This is a genomic window from Sphingomonas sp. LR60, from assembly GCF_036855935.1.
In the GTDB taxonomy this organism is placed as follows: domain Bacteria; phylum Pseudomonadota; class Alphaproteobacteria; order Sphingomonadales; family Sphingomonadaceae; genus Sphingomonas.
Genome location: NZ_JASPFK010000001.1, coordinates 2,797,761 through 2,821,683, shown reverse-complemented (window position 1 = coordinate 2,821,683; position 23,923 = coordinate 2,797,761). Strand labels below are relative to the sequence as shown.

The 23,923-nt window shown below is 64.4% G+C and carries 18 protein-coding genes and 1 pseudogene; 9 read left to right on the top strand and 10 right to left on the bottom strand.

What is annotated here, in order from left to right:
• Positions 1–179: 179 nt before the first annotated feature.
• The 3 genes from QP166_RS13195 to QP166_RS13185 form a co-directional block, all read right to left on the bottom strand.
• Positions 180–1,124 carry an alpha/beta fold hydrolase gene (locus QP166_RS13195; protein ID WP_333917345.1) on the bottom strand — a complete coding sequence of 315 codons (945 nt, stop codon included), beginning with the start codon at positions 1,122–1,124 and terminating at the stop codon, positions 180–182.
• Positions 1,125–1,533: 409 nt separating this feature from the next.
• A complete protein-coding gene (locus QP166_RS13190) occupies positions 1,534–1,881 on the bottom strand; it encodes a lysozyme inhibitor LprI family protein (RefSeq protein ID WP_333916319.1) in 348 nt (115 codons plus the stop codon).
• A 430-nt stretch (positions 1,882–2,311) separates the two neighbouring features.
• Complete coding sequence (locus QP166_RS13185; RefSeq protein ID WP_333916318.1) at positions 2,312–2,860, bottom strand: TetR/AcrR family transcriptional regulator; 549 nt, start codon at positions 2,858–2,860, stop codon at positions 2,312–2,314.
• A gap of 86 nt (positions 2,861–2,946) precedes the next feature.
• Between QP166_RS13185 and QP166_RS13180 the strand changes: the two genes are divergently transcribed.
• Positions 2,947–3,621 (top strand): DUF1349 domain-containing protein, encoded by a 675-nt coding sequence (locus QP166_RS13180; protein WP_333916317.1) that lies wholly within the window; start codon positions 2,947–2,949, stop codon positions 3,619–3,621.
• A 5-nt stretch (positions 3,622–3,626) separates the two neighbouring features.
• Entirely contained in the window at positions 3,627–4,172 is a 546-nt protein-coding gene (locus QP166_RS13175) for a sugar O-acetyltransferase (RefSeq protein ID WP_333916316.1), read from the top strand.
• A gap of 95 nt (positions 4,173–4,267) precedes the next feature.
• Here QP166_RS13175 and QP166_RS13170 read toward each other — a convergent pair whose 3' ends face one another.
• Entirely contained in the window at positions 4,268–5,149 is an 882-nt protein-coding gene (locus QP166_RS13170) for a LysR family transcriptional regulator (protein WP_333916315.1), read from the bottom strand.
• A gap of 112 nt (positions 5,150–5,261) precedes the next feature.
• On the opposite strand from QP166_RS13170, the gene QP166_RS13165 reads away from it, so the two are divergent.
• Both QP166_RS13165 and rsgA read left to right on the top strand, forming a co-directional pair.
• Positions 5,262–6,221 (top strand): NAD-dependent epimerase/dehydratase family protein, encoded by a 960-nt coding sequence (locus QP166_RS13165; RefSeq protein ID WP_333916313.1) that lies wholly within the window; start codon positions 5,262–5,264, stop codon positions 6,219–6,221.
• A 617-nt stretch (positions 6,222–6,838) separates the two neighbouring features.
• Complete coding sequence (gene rsgA, locus QP166_RS13160) at positions 6,839–7,699, top strand: ribosome small subunit-dependent GTPase A (RefSeq protein WP_333916312.1); 861 nt, start codon at positions 6,839–6,841, stop codon at positions 7,697–7,699.
• 181 nt (positions 7,700–7,880) lie between these two features.
• On the opposite strand, the gene QP166_RS13155 is transcribed toward rsgA, so the two are convergent.
• The 4 genes from QP166_RS13155 to QP166_RS13140 form a co-directional block, all read right to left on the bottom strand.
• Positions 7,881–9,431: a M20/M25/M40 family metallo-hydrolase gene (locus QP166_RS13155; RefSeq protein WP_333916311.1), complete on the bottom strand. Its 1,551-nt coding sequence runs from the start codon at positions 9,429–9,431 to the stop codon at positions 7,881–7,883.
• Complete coding sequence (locus QP166_RS13150) at positions 9,349–12,408, bottom strand: TonB-dependent receptor domain-containing protein (protein WP_333916310.1); 3,060 nt, start codon at positions 12,406–12,408, stop codon at positions 9,349–9,351. The genes QP166_RS13155 and QP166_RS13150 overlap by 83 nt, the downstream gene beginning before the upstream one ends.
• Positions 12,409–12,544: 136 nt before the next feature.
• Entirely contained in the window at positions 12,545–14,257 is a 1,713-nt protein-coding gene (locus QP166_RS13145; protein WP_333916309.1) for a hypothetical protein, read from the bottom strand.
• A 40-nt stretch (positions 14,258–14,297) separates the two neighbouring features.
• Complete coding sequence (locus QP166_RS13140) at positions 14,298–15,611, bottom strand: M24 family metallopeptidase (RefSeq protein ID WP_333916308.1); 1,314 nt, start codon at positions 15,609–15,611, stop codon at positions 14,298–14,300.
• A 308-nt stretch (positions 15,612–15,919) separates the two neighbouring features.
• Here QP166_RS13140 and QP166_RS13135 point away from each other — a divergent pair, with 308 nt between their 5' ends.
• From QP166_RS13135 to QP166_RS13125, 3 genes are all read left to right on the top strand, one after another.
• Complete coding sequence (locus QP166_RS13135) at positions 15,920–16,408, top strand: MarR family winged helix-turn-helix transcriptional regulator (RefSeq protein ID WP_333916307.1); 489 nt, start codon at positions 15,920–15,922, stop codon at positions 16,406–16,408.
• Between the two features lie 120 nt (positions 16,409–16,528).
• Complete coding sequence (locus tag QP166_RS13130) at positions 16,529–17,803, top strand: NAD(P)/FAD-dependent oxidoreductase (protein ID WP_333916306.1); 1,275 nt, start codon at positions 16,529–16,531, stop codon at positions 17,801–17,803.
• A 136-nt stretch (positions 17,804–17,939) separates the two neighbouring features.
• Positions 17,940–18,779, top strand: coding sequence for a hypothetical protein (locus tag QP166_RS13125; RefSeq protein ID WP_333916305.1), 840 nt, complete (start codon positions 17,940–17,942; stop codon positions 18,777–18,779).
• A gap of 452 nt (positions 18,780–19,231) precedes the next feature.
• On the opposite strand, the gene QP166_RS13120 is transcribed toward QP166_RS13125, so the two are convergent.
• The gene (locus tag QP166_RS13120) at positions 19,232–19,849 is read right to left on the bottom strand and encodes a tyrosine-type recombinase/integrase (RefSeq protein ID WP_333916304.1); all 618 of its coding nucleotides are present in this window, start codon (positions 19,847–19,849) and stop codon (positions 19,232–19,234) included.
• A gap of 275 nt (positions 19,850–20,124) precedes the next feature.
• The gene (locus tag QP166_RS13115; protein WP_333916303.1) at positions 20,125–22,710 is read right to left on the bottom strand and encodes a TonB-dependent receptor; all 2,586 of its coding nucleotides are present in this window, start codon (positions 22,708–22,710) and stop codon (positions 20,125–20,127) included.
• Between the two features lie 162 nt (positions 22,711–22,872).
• Between QP166_RS13115 and QP166_RS13110 the strand changes: the two are divergent.
• Positions 22,873–23,076 (top strand): annotated as a pseudogene (locus QP166_RS13110) (aldo/keto reductase); the annotation flags it as partial.
• Between the two features lie 59 nt (positions 23,077–23,135).
• Positions 23,136–23,828, top strand: coding sequence for an aldo/keto reductase (locus tag QP166_RS13105; RefSeq protein WP_333916302.1), 693 nt, complete (start codon positions 23,136–23,138; stop codon positions 23,826–23,828).
• Positions 23,829–23,923: the final 95 nt, after the last annotated feature.

The following is a 23,923-nucleotide window of genomic DNA, read 5'->3' as shown; positions in this document are numbered from 1 at the left end:
CGGTGTCAGATCGTCTGCTTCGGGAAGATCGGCTAGCTAGTGCAAGGCCGAGCACCTGCACGAAGCTCGTAGCCGCCGAGATGAACAAGCGACTGATATCGGTTCAGTCGCCGATCCGTTGAATGACCGCATATGGGTCAACCCGACGTGCCCGTGAATTACTTGGGTTGAACCAAGCGTCAGGCAGAGTGGCAGTCAGCGATCGCACGTCTGCCGGCGAAGCGGGCGTCGATCCAGTTCAACGTCGAAGTCGCCTCAATGCGGGCCACGGTCGCGTGCTCTCCCCCAGGCACCATCTTGTACGTAATCGTCTTGCCTAGCTTGCACGCGCGGCGTGCGAAGTCGCGCACGACGCCTGGCGCAACGATCGTATCGTCCGTGCCCGTGTAGATCAGCGTGGGAACGCGGATGGCGCTCGGCGATGGATTGTTCTCGCTCATCAGTCGTGCCCATGGCTGCGTCCGTCCAAGGTCGACCTTTCGAACCGAATTCTGCGCGATCGCCACGCCAATGATCGTGCCTAGCCGCGGTGATTTCCCAGGCGTGACACAGTTGTTGTCTGCCAAGCGCAGCATGACATTTTGGACCTGGCGCGATCCGAACGTCGACATCGGAGCGCTGTAGTATCGTGACCAGCTTGCCGCAGTATAGGACGTCAGCAAGGCGCGAACGCGAGCGTCCTTCCCCTCACTGAAATTACGGGCGAGGTCCGTCGGCGGTACGATAGCCGCAGTACCAACCAGCTGCAGGTCGGGTGAATAGCTTGTCGCCAACTGCCCAGCCCATAGTGCAGCGTGACCGCCTTGGGACTCTCCCCATAGGGCAAAGCGCGATCCCGCGTCAGCCTCAGGTATCTTGCGAGCCGAACGTACGGCATCAAGGACCGATATGGCTTCGCTGCGCCCGACCAATACGGGATGAACCATATTGGAGCCAAGCCCCGGATAATCGGGCGCGACTATCGTATAACCTCGGCGGATTGCTTCCCTAAGAGCAGGTATGGCCGTAAAGTTGGCTGCGCCTTGGGAAGGCGCGCATCGCTGTGCGATGCCGATAAGGCCATGCGTCCAAGCTATCACTGATCGTGGCTTGCCGGGTGATCGTGAGACTGGTGCCACAACCATCCCGGTAACCTGAATCGGTCGGCCCTGGTCCGAGGTCCAGTACCGCACACGCCATGCTCGCATCCCAGCCGGCGCAGCCACAACTGGGATCGCCGAGATGAGCGATCCAATCTCCTGTGCTGACCCCACCTGCGGACAAACGGTGCTGGTCGCGACTGCAACTGCCGTGAGCTCGCAAAGACGTTTGTGCATCCATCTGCTCCCACAATGGTGCGCGAGCATAGCACGGGAACAGCGGTGCGCGCCCGCTTTCTACCACATTGGTAAGGCGCGCAGTATACGCAGAACCTCACCCGAAATCGGCCATGCGGAGACGTGAAGGGACGTCCGGTTCTGGTGGCCGGTCGAGGGCCACTGAGTGACCGCAACTGGGTCGTTGGAGCTGTTCATCGGGGAAGCGTCGACGGTGTCAGCGATACCGCGTTAGCCAGCCGATCCGGCGGTTGGTCTGTTTCGTCAAACAGGCAGGATGGTTCAACGTCTCGATCGTGCCGGCACCGTCGCGATCGTCAAGCGGACAGGCCGCGTCACGCTCCCGGATCCACGCTCGCTGCGACGTCCGGAGGGCGACCCGCCGGGCAGCAGGTAGGCGCCTCATCGTCCTGGTATACGTCGCATTCAGTTGGGCATCTGCCCGTTTGTAGTCTGCGACGAAACAGGCCGACATCGCTGATGTCACGCCCTGTGCCGCCTCGCCTGCGTTTAGGCAGCGATCGAGCGGGCTGGAGGCGACAAGGGCAAATACGAGGACGAGCATCGGTGATCTCCGTTGTCCGATGAACGTCGGGCACCACCTGCGGTTGCGACGTTAGCGGTCGACCTGTCGCGTCAGCCGGTGCCCGGCTCGCCGCTGTCCGCCAGCAGCGCTGGTCAGATCTGGAGCGGAACGGTGCCGCAACGGGCGGTCATCGCCGCGCTGATCGAGGAGCATACGATCGGCCCGATCGCCAGATCTGCCCGGCTTTCGTCCTTTCGCAGTCGGTCGGTCAATGGTGGTGTGAGCGCTTGGTAGAGAAGGGCGATCGCCGCTAGTTTATGAATAATCTTCTACGCACCGGAGATTCGCCTGCAGCGGCGCGCGCATGAAAGGGGCATCGATTGCGGTCATGCGGCAGTGATACTGCATGCGTCGGCTTGGCCCTGACCGCCGCGCCATTTGCGCTGGGTACCCTCACGGATCGGACCGGCTAACACTGGGCAATCCGCTCGACGATGGTCTGGATCGCATCGCGCTCTAGGGGCGCGTGATCGATCGAATTGTGCATGCCGATACCCTCGATCAGCGCGTCGAGCGCGCGTGCCGTTAGCGGGTCGAAGAAGCGACCGAGGGCGCCTCGGCTGCTGTCCATCCAATCTTGCATGACCGCGCTGACCGGTGGGTGCCGGGCCGCGAAAGCGTAGAGTTCGTAGCTCAGCAACAACGTGCGCGGTTCCGCCCAAATCTGGTTCGCGATGATGTCGACGACTGCCGCACACGCCTCTGCGCGGTCCGTCGCGGTGTCCAGGCGCGTGCGGAAGGCAATCGAGGAGTCCGCGGCCAATTGCAGGAAGGCCGCCGTGAGCAGGTCCTCCAGCGTCGCAAAGTAATATGTGACCGAGCCGAGCGGCACCTGCGCCGCCTCCGCGATACGGCGATGGGTGGTTGCCGCGGTTCCGTGATCAGCGATGACCGTCAGGGTCGCGTCGATGATGCGTTGCCGCCGTGCCGGATCGTTGCGCCGGGACTGTTGGGTCATCGCCTCTTTACCTCGATCTCCGCATGCGTACATATGTACATTACATTGCAGGTGATTGGAAGGCAGCGGCTATGACGGAGGATCGAGTGAGCAGGCGGGCGGTGATCGGCGGTGCTGCGGCGCTAACGATCGCGGGCAGTGCTGGGGTCGCAACTGCGCAGAGCTCGACAACATCGGCGCTTGGGCGCCGGGACGGCCGCTGGCTGAACGCGCCTCAGGTCTGGAAAGTCACACCCGGCGGGGACCTGACGCTCGTCACCGACAAGGGCAGCGATTTCTGGCGCGAGACGCATTACGGCTTCACCCGTGACAGCGGTCATTTCCTCGGCTTTACGGCACCTGCCGCGTTTACCGCACAACTGCGCATTCGCGGCCAATATCAGAAACTCTACGACCAGGCCGGCATCATGGTGCGGGTCGACGAACGACGCTGGGTAAAGGCAGGGATCGAGTTGTCCGACGGGCGCGCTATGCTGAGCAGTGTGCTGACCGACGGAAAGTCCGACTGGGCAACCGGCCCCTACGAGCACGACGCACAAGATTTCTGGATGCGCGCGACGGTCGCCAAGGGCGTCCTGCGGTTGCAGGTCTCGGCGGACGTCAAGACATGGCCTCTGGTCAGACTGGCGCCCTTTCCGATCGCCCCCGCCTATCAGGTCGGACCGATGGCCTGCACGCCCGAACGTGCCGGGCTGGACGTGCACTTCTCAGACCTGAGCATCACAGCCCCGTTGGGCAAGGACCTCCACGACCTGAGCTGATCGCGATGACGCAGAAGGAGCGGATGCTGGCGGGCGAGCTCTACGTCGCCGACGATCCGGAGCTCGTCGCGGACGCGGCGCGCGCTGCCGCGTGGCTCGAACGCTATAACCGCGCATCGACAGCTACCGTGGCGGAGCGTCATGCGCTGTTGGTAGAAGGGCTTGGTCACGCGGGGCGCGGTGCGACGATCCGACCGCCGTTTCAATGCGACTATGGCTATAACATTCATCTGGGCGAGGGCGCGTTTCTTAATTTCGGATGCACGGTGCTCGACGTAGTCCCGGTGCAGATCGGTGCGGGCACGCAAATCGGTCCGGGCGTGCAAATTCTAACGGCCGATCATCCGCGCGATCCGGTCCAGCGTGGCCGGATGCTTGAGTTCGGTCGGCCGGTCATCATCGGCCGCAATGTCTGGATAGGCGGTGGTGCGCTGATCCTGCTCGGCATCATCGTCGGCGACGATGCGATCGTCGGCGCAGGCAGTGTCGTGACGCGCGACGTTCGCGCTGGTGCGGCCGTGGCGGGAATTCCTGCTCGTCTGCTTAGATAGTTGCAGAACACTCAAGTACGCCGGACTTTGAACGGACATGAATGAATATCCGAAGTTCGGAAGGTCGAAAGCGGCCGCGAACGTCCGGATTTGGGTCATCGCTGACGCTCCGAATCCGCTCTGATGTAGGCTGTCATGCCGTCGACCAGTGCGTCGAAGACCAGCCGCATGCGCCTTGTCGAGCGCAGGTCCTCATGCATGGCGATCCAGACGGGCAGATGGGCGTGGAAGGTTTCCGGTAGGATCGGGATCAGCGCCGGATCACGGTGAGCTATTGGGCCCTGCATCACACCGATCCCGCAGCCGGCGCGGATCAGCGCGATCTGGGCCAACTGGTTGTCGGTGCGCAGCGCAAAGGTGGGCAGGTCGGGCCACGCCGCCTCGAGCGACCGGATCGACGCCGCGTCCCGGTCGAAGCCGATGATCGCATGCCGCTCTAAGTCAGCGGCGCTGTCGATCGATACGGCGCGCGCAAGATACTCGCGGTGCGCATAGAAGCCGAGGCGGATGCGGCCCACTGACTTGACGAGCAGCGCCTGTTGCCTCGGCTCGGTCATCCGGATCGCGAGATCGGCGTCACGCCGCAGCAGGTCGGACGAGGCGTTGGTGAGCAGCAGCTCGATCACCAGGCCGGGATGCTGCGCGCGCAGGGCGGCGAGGATCGGCGGCAGTACCTCCGCTCCGATCACCTCACTCACACTGATCCGGACGACGCCGGAGATCACATCGCCGGGAGCGGAGGCGGTTCGCACCAGCGCTGCCGCGGCGGCAGCCATCGCCTCGGCTTCCGACGCGAGCGCCAGCGCGGTCTCGGTCGGCTTCAGCCCGCGCGCCGAGCGCGTGAACAGCGCGCCTGCGCCGAGCGCCGCCTCCAGTTCCACGATATGTCGCCCGGCGGTCGGTTGGGTGAGACCGAGCGCGCGCGCCGCACCCGACAGGCTGCCCGCCCGCATGACGGCGTCAAAGGTGCGCCACAACTCCCATCCGGGTCCACTGTCCATACAATCCTGTATAACTGCTCTGCGTATTGTCGCAATTTCGGCTAACCCGGATGGAGTCCATCTCTGCCTCCGCAACGAGGAGGTGGCGATGAACAAGGATACAAACACAGCGCTGGTGATCGGCGCGACCGGCGGCATCGGCGGCGAGGTGGCACGGGCGTTGCTCGCCCGCGGCTGGGCGGTCCGCGCGCTCCATCGCGATCCGGCGCGGGCCCGGGAGAGCAACCCGGCGCTGGAGTGGGTGCAGGGCGATGCCATGGACAAGGCGTCCGTCACCGCCGCTGCCGACCGCATGTCGGTGATCGTGCATGGCGCGAACCCGCCGGGCTATCGCAACTGGGCAGGGCTGGTACTGCCGATGCTCGACAGTACGATCGCAGCGGCAGCCGCGACCGGCGCGCGGGTGTTGCTGCCAGGCACGGTCTACAATTACGGGCCAGACGCCGGCGAGGCTGTCGACGAGGCTACCCCGGAAAACCCGGTGACCCGAAAGGGCGCGATCCGCGTCGAGATGGAGCGCCGCCTGCGCGAGGCGAGCCGGAACGGCGCCAAGGCACTGGTTGTCCGCGCGGGCGACTTCTTCGGTCCGCGCAGCGGCAATAGCTGGTTTGCGCAGGGCATGGTGCCAACGCCCGGACCAGTGAAGCGCGTGTTCAATCCCGCCCGCGCGGGTATTGGTCACGCTTGGGCCTATCTGCCCGACCTTGCCGAGACGATGGTACGCCTCCTGGAACGGCGCGACGCGCTAGCGGCGTTCGACAGCTTCCAGTTTGGCGGCACCTGGATGGACGACAACCGAGCGTTTGCCGACTCGATCCGCCAGGCGGCGGGCAAGCCGAACGCGCCGATCTACCCGTTCCCGTGGCCGGTAGTGCACGCGATGGCGCCGTTCTACGAGACCGCGCGCGAGATGCGCGAGATGATCTATCTCTGGCGCCGGCCGCTCCGGCTGATCGACGGCAAGCTGCGCCGCTTCCTCGGTGATGTGCCGGCAACGCCGCTCGTCGAGGCGCTGCGGGCGACGCTGCAGGGTTTGAAACGGCTGTAAAGATTCAGCGGCTTTGCATCCGCTGATGAACGAGCGGCAGTTCTTGGGCGTCGAGCGCGCCGAGTAAAATGTCCGAAACTGGGTCTTCTCATACACGACGAGATCCAATCCCTGTTATGGTCTAGGGACAAGTCAGGCTCGAGCACGCACCCTCGTTGCCCCTTGCCGCGGGTCTGGTCGCGAACCGCGGATCAGTGTAGCTGGAATAAGGTTCTCATGTTGAGCGCGTCGCTCAAGCTGGAATCCCGAGCGCCGGAGCGACCGACATACCACGCAAACCAAATTATGACTTCGAGCGCCGCGAGCGCGAGAAGGCCAAGGCGGCCGAGTCCGCGAAGAAGGCGCAAGCCAAGGCGGATAGGCGAGCAGCTGAGCAAGGCACGCCGGATGCAAATCAATCAGGCGGATCGTGAGCCCGCTGAGGCAATGACTGTGTCGTCCGATCTCACTCTCGCGCATCTCGGCTGGAGATCCTTCTTCGCCGAGCAGGTCTCCGCCGAGCAGAGCCAAAACTGTCAGCCTGTGCGGGTCATGTCGGTTCATCGTGGACGGGTGACCGTCTTAGGAGAGGGGATCGAGGATTCGATCTCGTCGAGCTTGGCCGTGCAGAGGGAGCAGTGGACCGGCCCACTGTCGGCGACTGGCTGCTGATCGACCGGAGCAGCCGAAGCCTGGAGCGTATCCTCGATCGCACAAACCTGTTCAAGAGGCCTGCGCCGGGCGACGATCGCCGCGTCCAGCTCATCGCCGCGAACATCGACACGCTGTTCATCGTCTCATCGTGTGATCAGGACTTCAACGTTGCGCGCATCGAGCGCTATCTCGTGCTCGCGCGCGAAGTCGGCGTCCGTCCTGTCCTGGTGATCACGAAGGCCGACCTGTCACCTGCGCCTGAGCGCTTGGTCGAGGAGGCGCGCACACTCCAGTTGGGGTTGCGGGTGGAACTGGTCGATGGACGCTATACGACCAGCGCCGGCCACCTTGCCGGCTATTGCGGCTTCGGGGAGACGGTTGCGCTGGTGGGATCGTCCGGTGTCGGCAAATCGACCCTCGTCAACACGCTTAAGGGATCGAAGAGCATTGCGACCCAGCCAGTCCGAGAGGATGATGGCAAAGGCCGGCACACGACGACCGTGCGCGAAATGCATCGTCTCGCCGGTGGCGCGGACGGCCCTGCCGCAAATGGTGGCGGCTGGCTAGTGGACACGCCCGGCATGCGCGAACTCCAGATGTCCGAAGTAGCCTCCGGCGTGACCGAGGTTTTTGACGACGTCACGGCCGTGACGCTCGAGTGTCGGTTCGCGAACTGCACCCACACGGACGAGCCTGGATGCGCTATCCACGTCGCGATGACGCAAGGCGATCTTGATCCCGCTCGCGTCGAACGATGGCGCAAGCTCGCCCGGGAAGACGCGGAAAACAGCGGCGCCGTGGCAATGCGCCGCTCCCGCCGTGGCAAAGTTGGCGACAGGAGATGACGATTGTCCGATCTCGACCTTCGCGCGCCGGAGTTCGAGCGCCGAGAAACCGACAGCCTAGACACGGCCAGAATGCTGGAATGGAAACCTGAACGAGTTTCCAGTTCCAGGAAGCGGCATCGGCAGCGTGAATGTCGAGTTGTGGGTCTTATCGCCCCCGTGAGGTCATCAAGAAGCCGTACTATTGCATGTTCGTCAGAACTTCTTGCCAATAATCGAGCTCCTGCCCGAAGGCACGAAGCGGTATCCGCTCATCGGTACCGTGAGCGCGGCTATCTTCAGGCAGCACCAGCCCAAGGCTGCCTGCACCCCAGGTGGGGATGCCCGCGCGGCGATACTCGCGCCCCTCCGTACCACCCGACGACATGGTCGGATGAAGCGACGCGCCGGGATAGGTGGCCGACAGGCCGACCTGCAGCAACGCGGTCACCTCCGCGCGCGGCTCGGACACGGGGCTTTCCACGGCCTCGCCGACCAACGCGATGGCCGTTTCCGGCCCCGCCGCGCGTGCCAGCACCTGCCGGACTTCCTCGACGGCGACGCCCGGAAGGATACGGCAGTTGACGGTAGCCGTCGCGTTCTGCGGCAATGCGTTGGGTGCGTTGCCGGCCTCAAACATCGTTGCGACGCAGGTGGTCCATAAGATATTCGAAACCTCGGGATAGCGGCGCACGACGTCCAAGGCCTGAGCATCGCCCGGAGCCGTGGTCAGCCGGGTCAACGCTTCCCCCAACACGCCGCCGCGCTCTGCCGCAACGCGTTTGACCATCGCCCGGGTCACGCTATTGAGTTGCACGGGAAAGCGCGTTCCCTCGATCCGCGTCAAGGCGCGCGCGAGTTCGTAGATCGCATTGTCGTTGCGCGGCACCGAACTGTGGCCGCCGCGGTTCTTGACCGTCACGGCGAAAGTGGCGTTGGTCTTCTCCGCGGCTTGCATCCCGAACGCGATCGGGCGTCCGTCCGCCGTCACCGACCCGCCCCCTGCGTCGGAGTTGAGCGCATAGGTCGCCCGCGCCACCCAAGGATGTGCGATGACCGCACGGGTGGAGCGCATTCCCGTCTCTTCGTCGCCCGAAAAGGCGAGCAGCAGATCCCGGTTCGGCCGCCAGCCGGCGCGGCGAAGGCGCACGAAGGTTTCGACCAGCACCGCGACGCCAAATTTGTTGTCCTGCGTGCCGCGTCCGTAAAGGTAGCCGTCCTTCTCCACGGGCTTGTACGGCTCGGTCGCCCAATTGGCGGCGACGGCGTCGACCACATCCATGTGCGCCAGCAGTGCCACCGGCGGTAGTGACGGATTTCGCCCGGCGTAGCGCACGATCAACCCCATCGTCTGCTCGCCGTCGACCGTGACCGGCCGTCGCACGATGTCATCGGGCGCAAAGCCGGCTTCGGTCAGTTTTGCCGCGAGTACATCGATCAGCTCGGGAACGCGGCCGCGGCCCTTGGCGGTGGGGATGGCGACAAGCTGCTTCAGTAGCGTGACCGCTTCGGCCCGGTCCGCGTCCGTTGGCGCGGGGACCTTGCCGCCGGCGGCTGCGGCGGGCACCGATGCCGCGGCTACGGAGAAAATAAGCGCTATTCGCAGCATCGACGTCTCGTCCTTCTTGCCGACGGGCGAGGCAGATCGCGCCTCGCCCGGTCGAACCACATCAGAAGCGCAGCGAGGCGCTGGTGAACAGATACCGTCCGGTGGCATCGTAGAATTGCGGGTAGGTGTTGCCGTTGCCGCCATCCTCGATCGCGGAGGTGGTCGTCAGCGGCGGCTGTTTGTCCAGCAGGTTGTTCATGCCGAGCGTGAAGCGGATATTCTCCTTGGCATCGAAGGTGAAGGCAAGATCGAAATAGCTGCGGCTGTTGAGCTGCTTATTGAGCGTGGCGTAGCTGCCGGCAAGCGCCGGCTGGTCGCTGGTCTGCGCGATCTTGACCGCGGAGATATAACGCCATGTCAGGTTCACGCCGACGCCGCCTGGCGTGTTCCAGGTGGCCAGCATCCGGTGCCGCCACTCGGGGCGCGGGCGTCCGCACAGGCCGCCGTACAGGCCCTTGCAGTCGTACACGTCCGAGGCGGGTGAGCCCGGCAGCGGCACGGTCTCGTATTCCGCCAGATAGGTGCCCGCCAGATTGAGCGCGAAGCTGCCGAACCGTCCGCTCGGGATGCGATAGTCGAGCGCGACGTCGATCCCGCGTGTGCTCAGCGAACCGGTATTGACGTTGAAGCGCCGGAAATAGCCGGTGTCGTTAAGGAACAGCGTCCCGCCCGCACCGCGATTGATCAGGCCACAGAAGAACGGATCGCCCGTACCGAGGCAGTTGGTGAGCGCCAGATTGGGATTCACGCTGCCCACCAGGTTCTTCACGCGAATGTCGAAATAGTCGACCGACAGCGAGAGCCGCGGCACGAACGTCGGCTCGAACACCAGGCCGGCCGACCAAGTATCGGCCTTTTCGGGATCGAGATCGCGGTTGCCGCCGATCAGGGAGTTGAACTGGCCCGCCGGATTGTCGATGATTCGCCCATATTGCGCAGCGCTCACGCCCGTGCGGGCGCATTGCTCGGCGGAAGCGAAGGGAGTTTCTCCCGCGCAGGGATCGTAGAGCCCATTGGCAAGCTCGGTCAGTTCCACCTCGAACAACGACTGGGAGGAGAACAGCTCGACCACGTTGGGTGCACGCACCGCGCGCTGGTAGCTGCCGCGGAACCGTGCCGAGCGCACCGGTGCCCAGTTCAGCCCCAGCTTGTAGGTGTGCGTCTTGAAGCCCGTGTCATAGTCCGAATAACGATAGGCGCCTTCAAACGAGAGCAGGTGGAAGAACGGCCGTGACTCGACGAACGGCACGTTCAGCTCGCCGAACACCTCCTTGGCGGTGGTCGAGCCGCTGACCGGGAATTCGGGCGAAACCGCATTCTGATATACTTCGTCGGGCAGCAGCTCGAGCGTGTTCTTGCGATACTCCACACCGATCGCGATGCCGATGCCGCTCTCGGCCCAAGGCAGGATCGCGCCGTATTTGCCCAGATCGCCGTTCAGCGAGGCGACGATATTGGTCAGCCCGGTGTCGCCGACGATGCTCTTGGCCTCGGCGATATAGCCAACCGCAGCGGCGCTGGCCGGCCGTCCGCTGAAATAATCCAGCGGCGCGCAGCTCGGATCGTCGTTGGCTGAGACCGCGTCGGCATTGATGGCGCACACCGCCTGACCGAAGGTCGCCGAACCGGAGCGGCGGTCGACCACGGCGTTCAGCGCATTGGCGACTCGCTGGACGTTCGCGTCACCGGTGAATCGGCTGCGATAGTCGACCCGCGCGTAGCTGGCGTAAACGTCATAGCTGAACGCACGGTCGAGCTGGCCGCGCACGCCGCCGACGATGCGGAAGGTCGAGTGGCGAATGTCGTCCTGGCGTGCGCCGCCTTCCACGTTGCGTCGGCTGATCAGGATGCCCGGGGCGATCGCCGCCGGCCCGACATAGGCGCCGGCCGCGTTGTAGTTGCTGGCGGTCGACAGGCCTGCCGCGTCGCAAACGAACTGAACCTGCTGCGCACTGAGTAACGGATTGTCGCAGTTGAGGCCGCCCCCGCTGCCCAGCACGCCACCCGACACTGTCCCCGGTGCGATCTGCGCGGTCGAGCGGTCGTTCATGTAGCTCAGCTCGAAATAGGGGATCACCCGCTCGCTCAGCTCGATGTGGCCGATCGCGCCCAGCGTATAGCGCTCATCGGGGCGCTGGTAGTAATTGGCAGGCGCAAAATTATACGTGCGACGCCCGGCGACGAACTGACCATTGTCGACGCGGAACTGTGTCGGCACGTTCGCCACCGCGCCGGTGTTGGCGATGTTGGCGGGGTCGTTGAAGCCGGAGCCGCTGCAGGCGTAGGTGTCCCCGCCATTGCCGGCGGTCCCCAGTGCGCACGCGCTATAGTCATAGTCGGCCTGAAGGATCGGGCGGATCTTCCGATAGGTGGCATAAGCGGTGATGTTCCCGCGCCCATCGGCCATGTTGGTGCCCATGACGGCCGAATAATCCTGCGTGAAGCCGTTCCACACCGACTTGTCAGGCTTTGGATAGGCACCGGGCACCACTCGGTCGTTCGTGTCCAGCAGGTCGCGAAGACGGCGATTGCCATTGCTGTGCTGGTACATGCTGAGCCCGGCGTTGAGCTTCACGCCTTCGAAATTGTCGATCAGATTGAAATTGACGACACCGGCAATGGCATCCGAGCCATAGACCGCAGACGCGCCACCGGTAAGCACTTCGACGTTGCGCACCAGCGCGGCGGGCACCTGGTTGAGGTCGGACGGCACCGCCTTGGGGCTGCCGTAGGGCAGCCGCTTTCCATTGACGAGCACGAGCGTACGGACCGGCGTCAGCCCGCGCAGGTCGACCTGCGCGGTGCCGGTCGCCTCGTTGGAATTGGCGGAGCCCTGTGCCGCGAACACCTGCGGCAGCTGGTTGACCAGATCCTCGCTGCGGGTCGCACCGCGGGTCACGAACTCCTCGCCCGTCACCTGGATTACGGGGCTGATGCTGGTGGCATTGGCGGAGCGGATGCGCGAGCCGGTGACGACGATCGTGGCCGCCTCATTCTCCAGATCGGCGCTCTGTGCCTCGACAGAGGGTGCAGAAGACGTCTCCTGCGCCGCAGCGGGGAGCGCGATCACGCCCCACATGATCGTGCTGGCCAGTAGGGTTGAGCGATGCCTGTTGTTCACGTCCCTTGTCTCCCTTTTGGGCGGGCACCGCCGCGCTGGCGGCGGGCGCGCGTCTATCCGCGACGCGCCGCCCCGCGCGGGCGGGCGCCTGTTCCTCCGGTGATCGCGGCCGTTGTCGGCCGTCGTTCGTGGGTCTTCAGTATCGCCAGCTAGTGAGGTCGGCGCCCTTCGGTGCGCTAGCCTCGATACGCTTCATGATCTTCGGCAAGTAGAAGCTGTTGTAGCGAAGTCGTCCGATCGCATTCGACGTGGAATGGTCACCGTTCCAGCAATGTTCGCGACGGTCGCCGTAATCCACTTCTCCGCCATAGGCCGGCTTGGTCATTTTCAGGAAATCTTCCATGAGATAGACGGCGTTGTTTAGATAAAAATTGTCCATATCGCCGACATAGATGTGGATCTTGCCCTGAAGCTTGGGCGCCAGCGTTTTCCAATCGCGTTGCAGGATGTTGCGGAGATCGTAATTGTCGCGCCAATGGGCGGCCACATCCTTGTCGATCACACCGGTGCGCTTGTCCCAGATCCGCTTCGGATAGCCGTCGTCACCCTGCGGTGAGTAGACGGCTTCCCAGATGTCCCACTGACCGCCCGACCGCGACTTGTCGCCGAGCACCAGCTCGAGCCGGTTTTCCTGTTCGATCGTATAGGGCACGTGATCCAGCCAGTCGCGTTTGCCCGGATGCTCGACGCTGCCGAACGGGCCATCGTAGCGGTAGGCGTTGGCGTCGTTGTAGATGTTCACCGTCATCGTCTGACGGAAGTCGATCGGGTCGGGGCAGGCGGCGAAGGCGCCGTTGTACTGGTCGGGATATTTGATCTGGACGCCCAGCGCCTCCCAGCCGCCGGTCGAGCCGCCGTAGAGAAAGCGTGACCAGCCCGCCCCGAGCCCGCGGTAGCGCCGCTCCAGCTCCGGAATGAAATCGTAGGTGATGGCGTCACCATAAGGCCCGAGATTGGCCGAGTTCACCGCATAGCTGTCATCGTAATACGGGTTGGAATGGTCGATCTCGACGACCAGATAGCGCGGGAACTTGTCGGACACCCACTTGCGATAGAAGTCGTAAGCCTCTTGTTGCTCGTCGCGATTGTAGCAGGGGAGGTTAAATCGTTCGCTAGGCTCGCACGTCAGCTTCGGATCGGGCGGCGTGGTGCGGAAGCCACCGAAATCGTCCGGAAAATGTCCGTGGAAGATCATCAGCGGATAGCGCGCCTCCGGATGCTTGTCGAAGTCGCGCGGCACCAGCACATGCCCGCGGATATAGATGTCGCGACCCCAGAATTTCGACAGTCGCTCGTTGCGTACCTTGAAGTGGCGAACGAACTCGGTGTCCTTGGGCTCGGCGATCGGCGGGTTCATCTGATCCAGCTCGAGCGGGATCGACGTCCGGCCGGCAGGGTCGAAGTCGATTTGGCGAAGCGTGCCGAAGAAATTGCCTGGCTCAAGCCGCCAGTTCTGGCCCGCGCCGCGCGGGGCAGGCAGCTTCACCGTGCGGCCGTTCGACAGCTTGTAGGTGTCGTACCGGTGCAGCACCGGCTGAGCCCAGTAACGCCCTTTGGGCACCTGCTTCGTGCTGAGCGCCGGAAAACCGAGCACGTCCGCCCCAACCGTCGCGGATTGTCCGCGGCGCAGCCCATCGACGGTGACGCCGAACACTTGCGCGCCAAAATAATCGGGCCTCACCTGAAAGCGCGGCTCGATCGCCTTCTCCTTGGTCAGGATCACCAGCACCCGGCCGTCGACGCCATCCGCCGCCGCGCTTGCGGGCAACGTGACCCGGAACTCGTCCGCCATGACGGGTGTCGCTGCCACCAGCGCCGCCGTCACCCCTGCCGCCCACCGTCTCATCATCGCCCCATCCCCTGTTGTCGACGCGCCCCGTGTCCGTCCCCTACTTGGACGGGATCGGGGTGATCTCGGTCTGTCGTCCGTCGAGGAAGCGCACCCGCTGCCCGTCGTAGAAGGCGTTTTCCTCGGCGCGGAACTGCACCTCCTGTCCGCCCCATTCCGGCACCGGTGCATAAGCGGCCAGCTCGATCGACCAGGCGGTGTCGGCGTGGATCGGATACTCGCCGCGCTCGTCGCCGCTCTGCTTGTCCCAAAAGCCGATCGCGGTGCCGGCTGCATGGCCATGGTAGCCGAGCGGGTGGGTGTAGATGGTCGGCTTCAACCCGGCCGCGATCGCCTTGGCGCGCGCCGCCGCCAAGACCTCGTTGCCGCTCTTGCCGACCTCGAACGAGGAAAGGAGCGCGTCCTGCACCCCGTTTGCCGCTTTCAGGCCCGCCGCCAGCCCGGGCGGGACCGCACGCTCGCCCGGCTTGAGCACATAAGCGAGATGCTGCGTGTCGGTGTTGAGCCGGAGATAGGTGATGCCGAAATCAGTCCACAGCAGATCGCCCGGCTGGATCACCGTGTCGCCCTCCAACATGGTCGACGCGCCGCGGCGAATGATGCCGACCGATGGCTGGAACCATGTCGACAGCCCCAGGTCTGACACGCGCTGGCGATACCACCAGACCACGTCGTCGCTGGTGGTGCGGCCGGGGGTGATGACCTTGCGGGAGAACGCCTCGCCGATGAGGCCATGCGCCAGGCGGAGAATGCCGGGATAGATCCGCATCTCGGCTGGGATGCGGGTTTCCAGCCAACCGATCGCCAGCCGGTCGCCCGGAACGATCCGGCGGCGCAGGTCGGGCGATAATGCGGCTGTCATCTCATTATATTGGCTCAGCGTCATCCCGTCGGCGAAGGCCGAGACGGCGGAGGTGTTGATCGCGATCTTCCGCGGATTGCGCGCTGCGATCAGATCGGCGACCGCCTTCCATTGATCGGGCTGCTTGTCCGGGTCCCAGGCCGGGTTGAACAAGCCGCCCAATCCGTAACGGCTGACCGTCAGGCGCTCGATCGGCTTGCCCGCGCCGGGGTCGAAGAAGATCAGGATCGTGCGTCGCCGCGCGTGCAGGCTTTCGGAGTTGAGCATGGTGGCGACCACCGGCTCCTCGAAATATTCGCGGGCCATCAACACCCACATGTCGACGCCCTGCGCGCGCATCAGCTTCGGCACCAGAGTGTCGAGCCGCTCGGCAAGGATCGCGTTCTGCAGCTTGGCGCGGTCGCGGATCGACAGGACCGGGGGCAGCGACGGTGCGCGCTGCTCGGTCTCGCTCATCGGCAGGATCGGTGCCGTAACGGGTTCCCGTGCCATGCGTTGGCCCATCTGCGCGCGTGAAGGCCCTTGCGCAGCCGCTACCGCGACGAGCGCAGACGCTCCCATCAACGCTGCCGCATATCGCACCACGCCGAAAACCTTGGCCCACGCCATCACCTGACCCCCGCTTATATCTGTTGCGTGAAAATGAACGTAACCTTATGCATCTGTCAAGCCGCCTTATTTGCGGTCGCCCATAAGATTGGGCAATTGCCGCGGTGGCGGGTGCACGACAGGAAGGGGCAGCCGGCCCGAGCGGATCGATGGATGAGGCGACCGGCGGCGTCGCGGAGAGAGGATGCGCAGTGACCGGCAACCGAATGTTCGATCCGACGAGCGAGGCGTTTCGCCTGGCCACGTCGCCTTTCTATCTGATCGCGCACGCCGATTATATGTACCACCGCAACATGGATGCGGTGCTCGCGGCGCATGGTGCGAACAAGGCGATGTACCGGATCATGACCGTGCTGCGCGACCACCAACCCTGCCGCATGACCGATCTGGCGGATATGGCGCTGATCAAGCGGCCGACCGTGAGTCGCATCGTCGAGCGGATGGTCGAGCTTGGCCTCGTCCTTGCCGCGCAAAGCGAGGAAGACAGCCGCGCCACCGACGTGCGGATGTCGCCGGAGGGGCGCGCCTTGCTCGACACGTTGACGCCGCTGGTCGCGCCCTTGTTCGTCGAGGCGACCGCCGGGCTTAGTCACGACGAATTGCAGCGGTTCGTCGCGACGCTGCAGATCATCGGCAGCAACCTGTCCCGCTCGGGCGAGCGGAAGGCGCCGGAAAGTTGACAGTGCGCATGTTCGCGGCCGATACGTTCATTTGAACGCGAACCGGGGGCGCGGCATGATCATGCGACAGGATCGGGGTTGGTGAGCCAGGCGCATCGGGGTGCCGGTTCGGACGGGCGTATGATCGCCGCATCGTTCTGGCAGACGCACGCGGGGCAGGCGGTGTCGCACCCGCCGCTTCGTGGCAGCGAGAATAGCGAGTTCGCGATCGTGGGTGCGGGCATCGCCGGCCTTTCGCTCGCGCTTCAGCTTGCCGAAGCGGGACGCGAGGTGGTGGTGGTGGAGGAAAGCGTGCCGGGCGCGGGCGCGTTGGGCGCCTCGGCGGGGATCGTCGCGCCGCAACTGGTGCGCACCACCCCCAGGCGGGTGCTGTCCCGCCTGGGGCGCGACGTCGGGGGCGGTTGGCTCCGGCTGATCGGGGAGAGCGGCGGCCATCTCTTCGGCCTCATCCGCGAGCACGGGATCGAATGCGACGCTCGCCCGCATGGCTTCGTCGCGCCTGCCCGCGGGGCGGATGCGCTACGACGCCTGACGACGGTGGTCGACGAATGGCGGCCCTTTCGCGAGGATCTCACGATACTGGACGCCGCTGACGTCGCGAATCTCACGGGCACGCAGGGGTACGCCGCCGGGATACTCGATGCGAGCGGGGGCGGGATCGATCCGGTGCGGCTCGCCCACGGGCTGGCCGATCGGTTGGTGGCAGCCGGCGGTCGGCTGTTTCATCACAGTCCGGCAACCGCATTGACCCGGGAGCAGGACGCCTGGTGTCTCAAGACCAAGGACGGGTCGGTGCGTGCCGCGCGGGTCGTTCTGTGCGCCAACGGCGGCAACCACCGCCTTCATCCGTTGCTGCGCGAAACCGTCTTGCCGATGCGCATCCACGAGCTGGTCACGCACCCGCTATCGGCGGCGATGCGCGCGGCGGTGCTGCCGCATGGCCAGGCGCTCACTGACCTGGAACACGACATCTTTTCGATACGTTGGATCGCCGGTGATCGGCTGCTTACCTATTATCCCGTCGCCGCGCATACCAGTGCAGCGGGCATCGAGGCGGCGGTGAACAAGCGGCTGCACGATATGCTGCGCTACCACGAACCGTTTGAGATCGCCCATTTGTGGGAAGGCGTGGCATGGATGAACAGCAGTCTGCTCCCGCGCGTCGTCAGGCTCGATGAGCGGCTGCTGGCGGTGCAGGCGTGCAATGGCCGGGGTATCGCCACCAACGCCATCGTAGGGCGCGAGGTCGCGCGGATGCTGCTGGCCCCGACAAGCTATAACCCGCAGATCGCGTTAGAGAAACCGCGGCGGGTGCGCGGTTTCGCTCTTGCCCGCCACCTGCCAACCGTGCTGTTGCATGGAGCGCGGACGATGGCGCGTTGGTCGCGGCGTTGAGCCCTCGATCCAGCCAGGGGCGGGAACGAATGGTCGAGACTGTCATGTTGCCGGGGGTGCTGGCGCTGGCGATGTTGGGTGCCGGTATGGGCATCGACCTGCGCCGCCTTCCGAGGGGCACATCGCCGGCCGCGCGATGATCGCTGGCCTGATCGCGACCGCGGTCCTGTTGCCGCTTGCCGGGATCGCGATCGCGACCTGCTTTCATGAAACACCGGCGATCGCCTTCGGGCTGGCGCTGCTCGCCGTCTCACCCGTAGGGCTGCTGGCGGGGCCGATGGCGAGCGCAGCCGGTGGCGCTGCAGGAACGGCGGTCGCGCTGACATCGTGCTCCAGCTTGCTCTATCTGGCGTTGGCGCCGCGGATGATCCCGGCGCTGGCAATCTGGTTCGACGTGCCGGTCGGCATGGTGGATCTACCCGGTCGCGATATCGTGACGAGTGTCTCGGGCATCTGTGTGTTGCCGCTGGTCGTCGGCGCCATCATCCGACTGGTCGCGCCGCGCCGCGCCCGCTCGGCCGAGCGGGGCATCGCGTCGTTGATCCGGCCGCTGCTCGGCTGCGTGCTGGCCTACATCCTGCTGGCCAACATCGACGCGTTGTGGCGCTGCTCGGTTGGCCTGCTAGGCGCGACCCTCCTTCTTAATCTGATTGCGGTGGTGCTGGCGAACAGTGTGACGTCGATTACTGCTTGCCGCCCCATTGATCGCATCGCCATCGAGAAGGCGTGCCTTATACGGCAGGAAGGTACCGGCATCTTCGTTGCGGTTGTTGTCCTTGACGAATCTGCGGCAGCGCTACCGCTGATCGTCAACAGTGTGATGGCCCTGATTGTGGCACATCTGCTGCGATCCTATTGCCGGAACGGTCGCTCCCCTTTGGGAACCAAGCCGTGTCATTCGACACAGAAGGGCCGGTTCATCACGTTTCCTCAACCGTTTAGCGGCGAGTTCTCGAAACAGCCGCCCGGGCGGTAACTTCGTCGTACAGGGCACAGCAGCCGCATCGTTGAAGACGTCGTTGCTTAACTTAGCTGGCCAAACGCCTGCAGCGCCCATGCCAGACCCGGCTGTCGTTACGGTGTCGTCGGATGTGTCGCCGACAACGAGCGCACATCTTGCAATTGCGAAGTGCATTACCTGCTCCAGGTGCTTGGACTTGCAGCTCCTCACGTGCTCCTTGCTTAACCCTTTCTGCTGGGCTTCGTCTTTTTGCGTGACCAGTGTCGGCACTAGCATCTCGCTGCTCTTACCGACTGCTCGTGGATACCTCATTGTGCATTACGGCTTTGCTCTGGCCTGGAGTTGGCGATCAAGCGTCGTTGGCGGCCCAGGCAGAGCATGGCGGACGTCGCCAACCCTGATGAACGAGCGTCAGTTCTCGGTTAGAATAACAATGCTGATGAATGGCCGGAAGTGGGTCTTTCTGCTCAGACCTCAGTGCGTTCAGCCAGTTCCAAAGCGTCCTCAACGTCGACGCCCAAGTAGCGCACTGTGCTGTCGATCTTGGCATGGCCGAGGAGGATCTGAACGGCGCGGAGATTGCCGGTTGCCTTGTAGATGATCGACGCTTTCGTGCGCCGAAGCGAGTGGGTCCCGTAATCTTGAGCCGGAAGGCCGATGCCGATAACCCACTCGTGCACGAGGCGGGCATATTGCCGCGTGCTCATATGGCCCATGTAGTCGTTGCGGCTTGGAAAGACGAAGTCGTTCAAGGTTCCGCCGCGACGCTCCAGCCATGCCCGCATCGTCTTTCGTGCAGTGTCCATCAGTTCGAACTGGACCGGCCGTTTGGTCTTCTGCTGAACCACGACAGCGCGGGCTCGGACGCGCCCGCCAGAAACTACATCTCCGATCCGCACCCTGACCACATCACAACCGCGCAGCTTGCTGTCGATCGCAAAGTCGAACAGCGCTCGGTCGCGCAGTCGTTTATGCTGGTCGAGCCAGAAGCGAATGGCCCATACCTGTTGCTGTTTCAGCGCGCGCTTCGCACCAATTAGCCGGCCTTCGTTCCAAGGTCGAAGTTCACGGAAAGCGGGATCCATCGACGAGTGACCCATTGATCATCTCCACCGAACCAGACTGCTAAACGAGCATACGGAGGCACGGTAAACCGGCGGTTTAGCAATGTGGCTAATTGACCGGCGGTATCCCTGAAAGAGTGGCCGATTCCGGTTCCCGCCTCGCAATCGTTAGACAACCGAACCTGGGTCAAGTTGGCTATTTTGTCTAATCGAAGCTGCGCGTTCGTACGAGTAGATGATGTCTAATACTTCAATCAATGCCCATGCGCGGCTGGATCTTTGATCTTGATGGCTCTTCAATATCGCGCGCGGAACGTCAAACCATACCGCGCCGGCTGATTATAATTGACCGTGCGCCCCAGGTAAGCGGTCACACCCGCTCCGGACGGCGCGGCCAGCAATGCCTGCGAGATGATGTTCCGTTCGTTCGTCGCGTTGTTGGCGAAAAGCGAGATGTCATATTTGCCGTCGTCGAGCCGAAGACCTGCCCGCAGGTTCAGGTTCGACTGGCTTGGCACCTGCGTGTAGATCGACTGGGTGACGCCGGTGCCGTAAGACGACGCGAAGCTGTACTGCGCGTCGCTGTAGAACGTCGTTCGGCCGCTGACGCGCAGGTCCCAAGAGGGCGTGACGGACAACGCCCACTTCGGCGCATAGGGCGCGCGTTGACCCGCTGCGTCGATGTTGGCGACTCCGTTGTAACTGAGCTCGGCGGGTGCGGGAAGCGAGGGCGCACGCGTGTAAATCGCGTCGTTGTAATTACCGTCTAAGGTCAATCGAATGCCCGCGCCGAGCTTGGCGTCCACGCTCCACTCGATGCCGCGCGCGCGAATGTCACCGACATTGGTCGCTCCGCGCTGCGGCGTGCCGTCGGGTAGAATGAACGACACCGAGGTCTGAAATCCCTTCAGCTTCTCCCGATAGGCCGCAAGCGACAGCGTCACCCGTCCGCCGAGCAGGGCGGCCTTGATACCCGCCTCGATATTCGTCGTCGTGGTCGGCTGCACCGGGGGCGCGAGAGGGTTGAGCGCGCGATTGTTCAGATCCAAGCCGCCGGCCTGGAACCCGGTAGCGTAGGTCAGATAAGTCGTGACCTCAGGACTGACCTTATAGGAGACGCTCGCCGTCCCCGACAGATTATCGTTCGAGGTGCCGATGTCGAGCGGGTAGCCGGTCGCCGCGACCGCGGTGGGGTAACCTGGTACGGTGTAGGCGCGCCCGGCGTTGCGCTGCACCGCGTCGATCGCATTGTAGAAGGCCAGCAGTTGCGCGTTGGTAATGCCGGTCGGCAGCGTCCGGGGAAGCTGGCTGGTGTCGACGGGGCTGCTGCCACGCTTGCGGTCGTAGGTATAGCGAAGCCCGCCGGTCAGATCGAGTGCATCGGTGACATGCCAGGTCGCCTGCCCGTAGGCGGCGGCGGTCCAGTTCTCGACCGTCGTGTCCTCGATGATCTGCGTGCCGGTCAGTTGGTCGCGGAAGGACAGCGGGATTGGGGCGATGGGGGTGCCCGCCACGGTGTTGTATGCATTGTACCACGGGATCACGTCCGCGCCGAACTGATGGATGACGTAATGATCCTCCAACCGGGAATAATAGAAGAAGGCGCCGACCTGCCAGTCGATCGTCTTTCGCCCTGATGAGGCCAGCCGAAGCTCTTGGCTAAACTGGTCGCTGTGGCTGATCGCCATGTTCTGGTAGATGTCGATTGGCGAGCTGTCACTGTCCTGCGGCGGATCGAACGACCACCGCCGCCATGCGATGATCGAGGTCAGCCCCGCCCACCCGGCATCATAATCGCTAGTCACCGAAATGCCCGCGTTGGTGGTGCGCATCTGGTTGTAGTTGTTCGTGATGTTCGCGCGAGGATCGACGGCGGGCACCCAGTTCTGCACGCCGCCGAAGTCGGCCAGCCGCGCCAGCGCATTGCGTGCATTCGTCACGCGGGTGCGTTGCGCCGCGGTGGTGTTGATCCCCCAGTTGCCCGGTCCGAACAGTTCGACGATCCCGCCGCCCGAACTGAACCCGGCTGAACTGTCGCGTTCGATATTGAGGTCGCCGGCGATGTTCACCTTCAGCGCGCCTTCGTCGATCAGGATCTGTTGCCGCACGCCCCAGCGCCCGATGCCGGCGGTGGTCGTCTCGTCGGTGGCAGTGGGAGCGTAGATGCCCTTTCGCAGCGCGGCGGCGCGGAAGCCGGGACGAAGCGGCGTGTCGATCCAGCCGTCGGCGCGCGTCCCGAAGGCGACCGTCCGGAATGCGACGGTATCGGAGATCGGGCCGGTCAGGATGACCTTGGCCTGCGCGAAATCGTAGCGGCCGTAGGACAGCTCAACCGAATGGCTGGACGTGAAGCTCGGCTTGTTGAAGGTGATGTTGAGCGCACCGGCCGCGGCGTTGCGCCCGAACAGCGTACCCTGCGGCCCGCGCAGCACCTCGAAACTCTGCACGTCGACCAGATCCTGCAGCACCTGCCCCGGTCGCGCCTGATAGACGCCGTCGAAGTAGACCCCGATCGCATTGTCCAGCCCGTCCGCCGCGGTCGGGGCGTAGCCGATGCCGCGGATTGTGATCGAGAAGTTGCGCGGATTGGCGCCGGCAGCGTTCAGCCCAGGGGTCTGCTCGATGATGTTCTGAAGGTCGATGGTTCCCTTGCGCTCCAGCGTCTCCCCGCTGATGGCCTGGATCGAGATCGGCACGTCGCGGATGTTTTCGCTGCGCCGACGAGCGGTGACGACGACCTCGCCGGTGCCGGCGTCCGCATCGTCGGGCACGACGTCGCGGGTGACCTCATCGGGTAGGATATCAGGCGCCGGTGCGGCCGATGGCGAGGCGATCGTCGCCGCGGACGCCAGCAGCATGGCCGGCACAGCCGATACAATCATTCAAGAACCCCCTGCTTCAACATTCCTATCAAATCAGTAGGAATTCTGCCTTGTTGAATCCCTATCGATTAACTAGGAAATCTACGCGGATGGCGAAGTTTTTCTGCGTCGCGGCTTTTTCGAGGTGCGCCGACACTCGCGCCATCCAGTCGGGAGACAAACATGGCGACCATCGGGACACTGCAAACGAGCGCGCAGGGGTTTGGCGCGATGGGGCTGTCGTCCGTGTACGGGCAGGCGGATGAAGCAGAGTCGATCCGTACGCTGCACCGAGCGATCGACCTCGGCGTGACCTTCTTCGACACCGCCAGCGCCTATGGCAAAGGGCATAACGAGGAATTGCTTGGGCGCGCGATCGCCGGACGCCGTGACGGGCTCGTCATCGCCAGCAAGTTCACCCACGGGCAGGGGGCGAAGGACGCCGCGTGGCGGCGCGCGACGCGGTCGAGGCCAGCCTGCGGCGGCTCGGCACCGACCACATCGACCTCTATTATTTGCACCGCGTTGATCCGGCGGTGCCGATCGAGGAATCGGTCGGCGAGCTTGGCCGGCTTCGTGACGAGGGCAAGATCGGCGGCGTCGGCGTGTCGGAAGCGAGCGCGGCGCAGATTCGCGCGGCGCATGCCGTCACCCCGCTGACGGCGCTGCAAAGCGAATATTCGCTCTGGACGCGCGAGGTCGAGGCCGAGATCCTGCCGACGACACGCGCGCTGGGCATCGGTTTCGTCGGCTATAGCCCGCTGGGACGCGGTTTCTTGGCCGGCACCGGGCCGACCGAGGACCATGACCGGCGGCGTATCCATCCACGGTTCGAGGCCGAAGCGGTCGCCGCCAACACGCGTCGACGCCGTACGATCGAGGATGTGGCCGAGCGGCTGCACGCGTCGCCCGCGCAGATCAGTCTTGCCTGGGTCCTCGCCAAAGGCGTGGTGCCGATACCCGGTACGCGCCACATCTGCCATCTCGAGGAGAATTGGGCAGCCAACGATCTTCGGCTGGACGCCGGGACGATCGACCAGCTGGACGCGGCCTTCCCGCACGGCACCACGTTCGGCGACCGCTATCCGGCGGAGCAGATGAAGGCAGTGCCGCCTGCGCCCGTGGCGGCACTCGCGTAATGCCGGGATCCGCCTCGCGGTGGCCGGCAGGCTCGGCCGGCTTGGCGAGCGTCGTGGCCGGGTCAATCGCTTTGCTGGTGGCCTTTGCGCCGGCA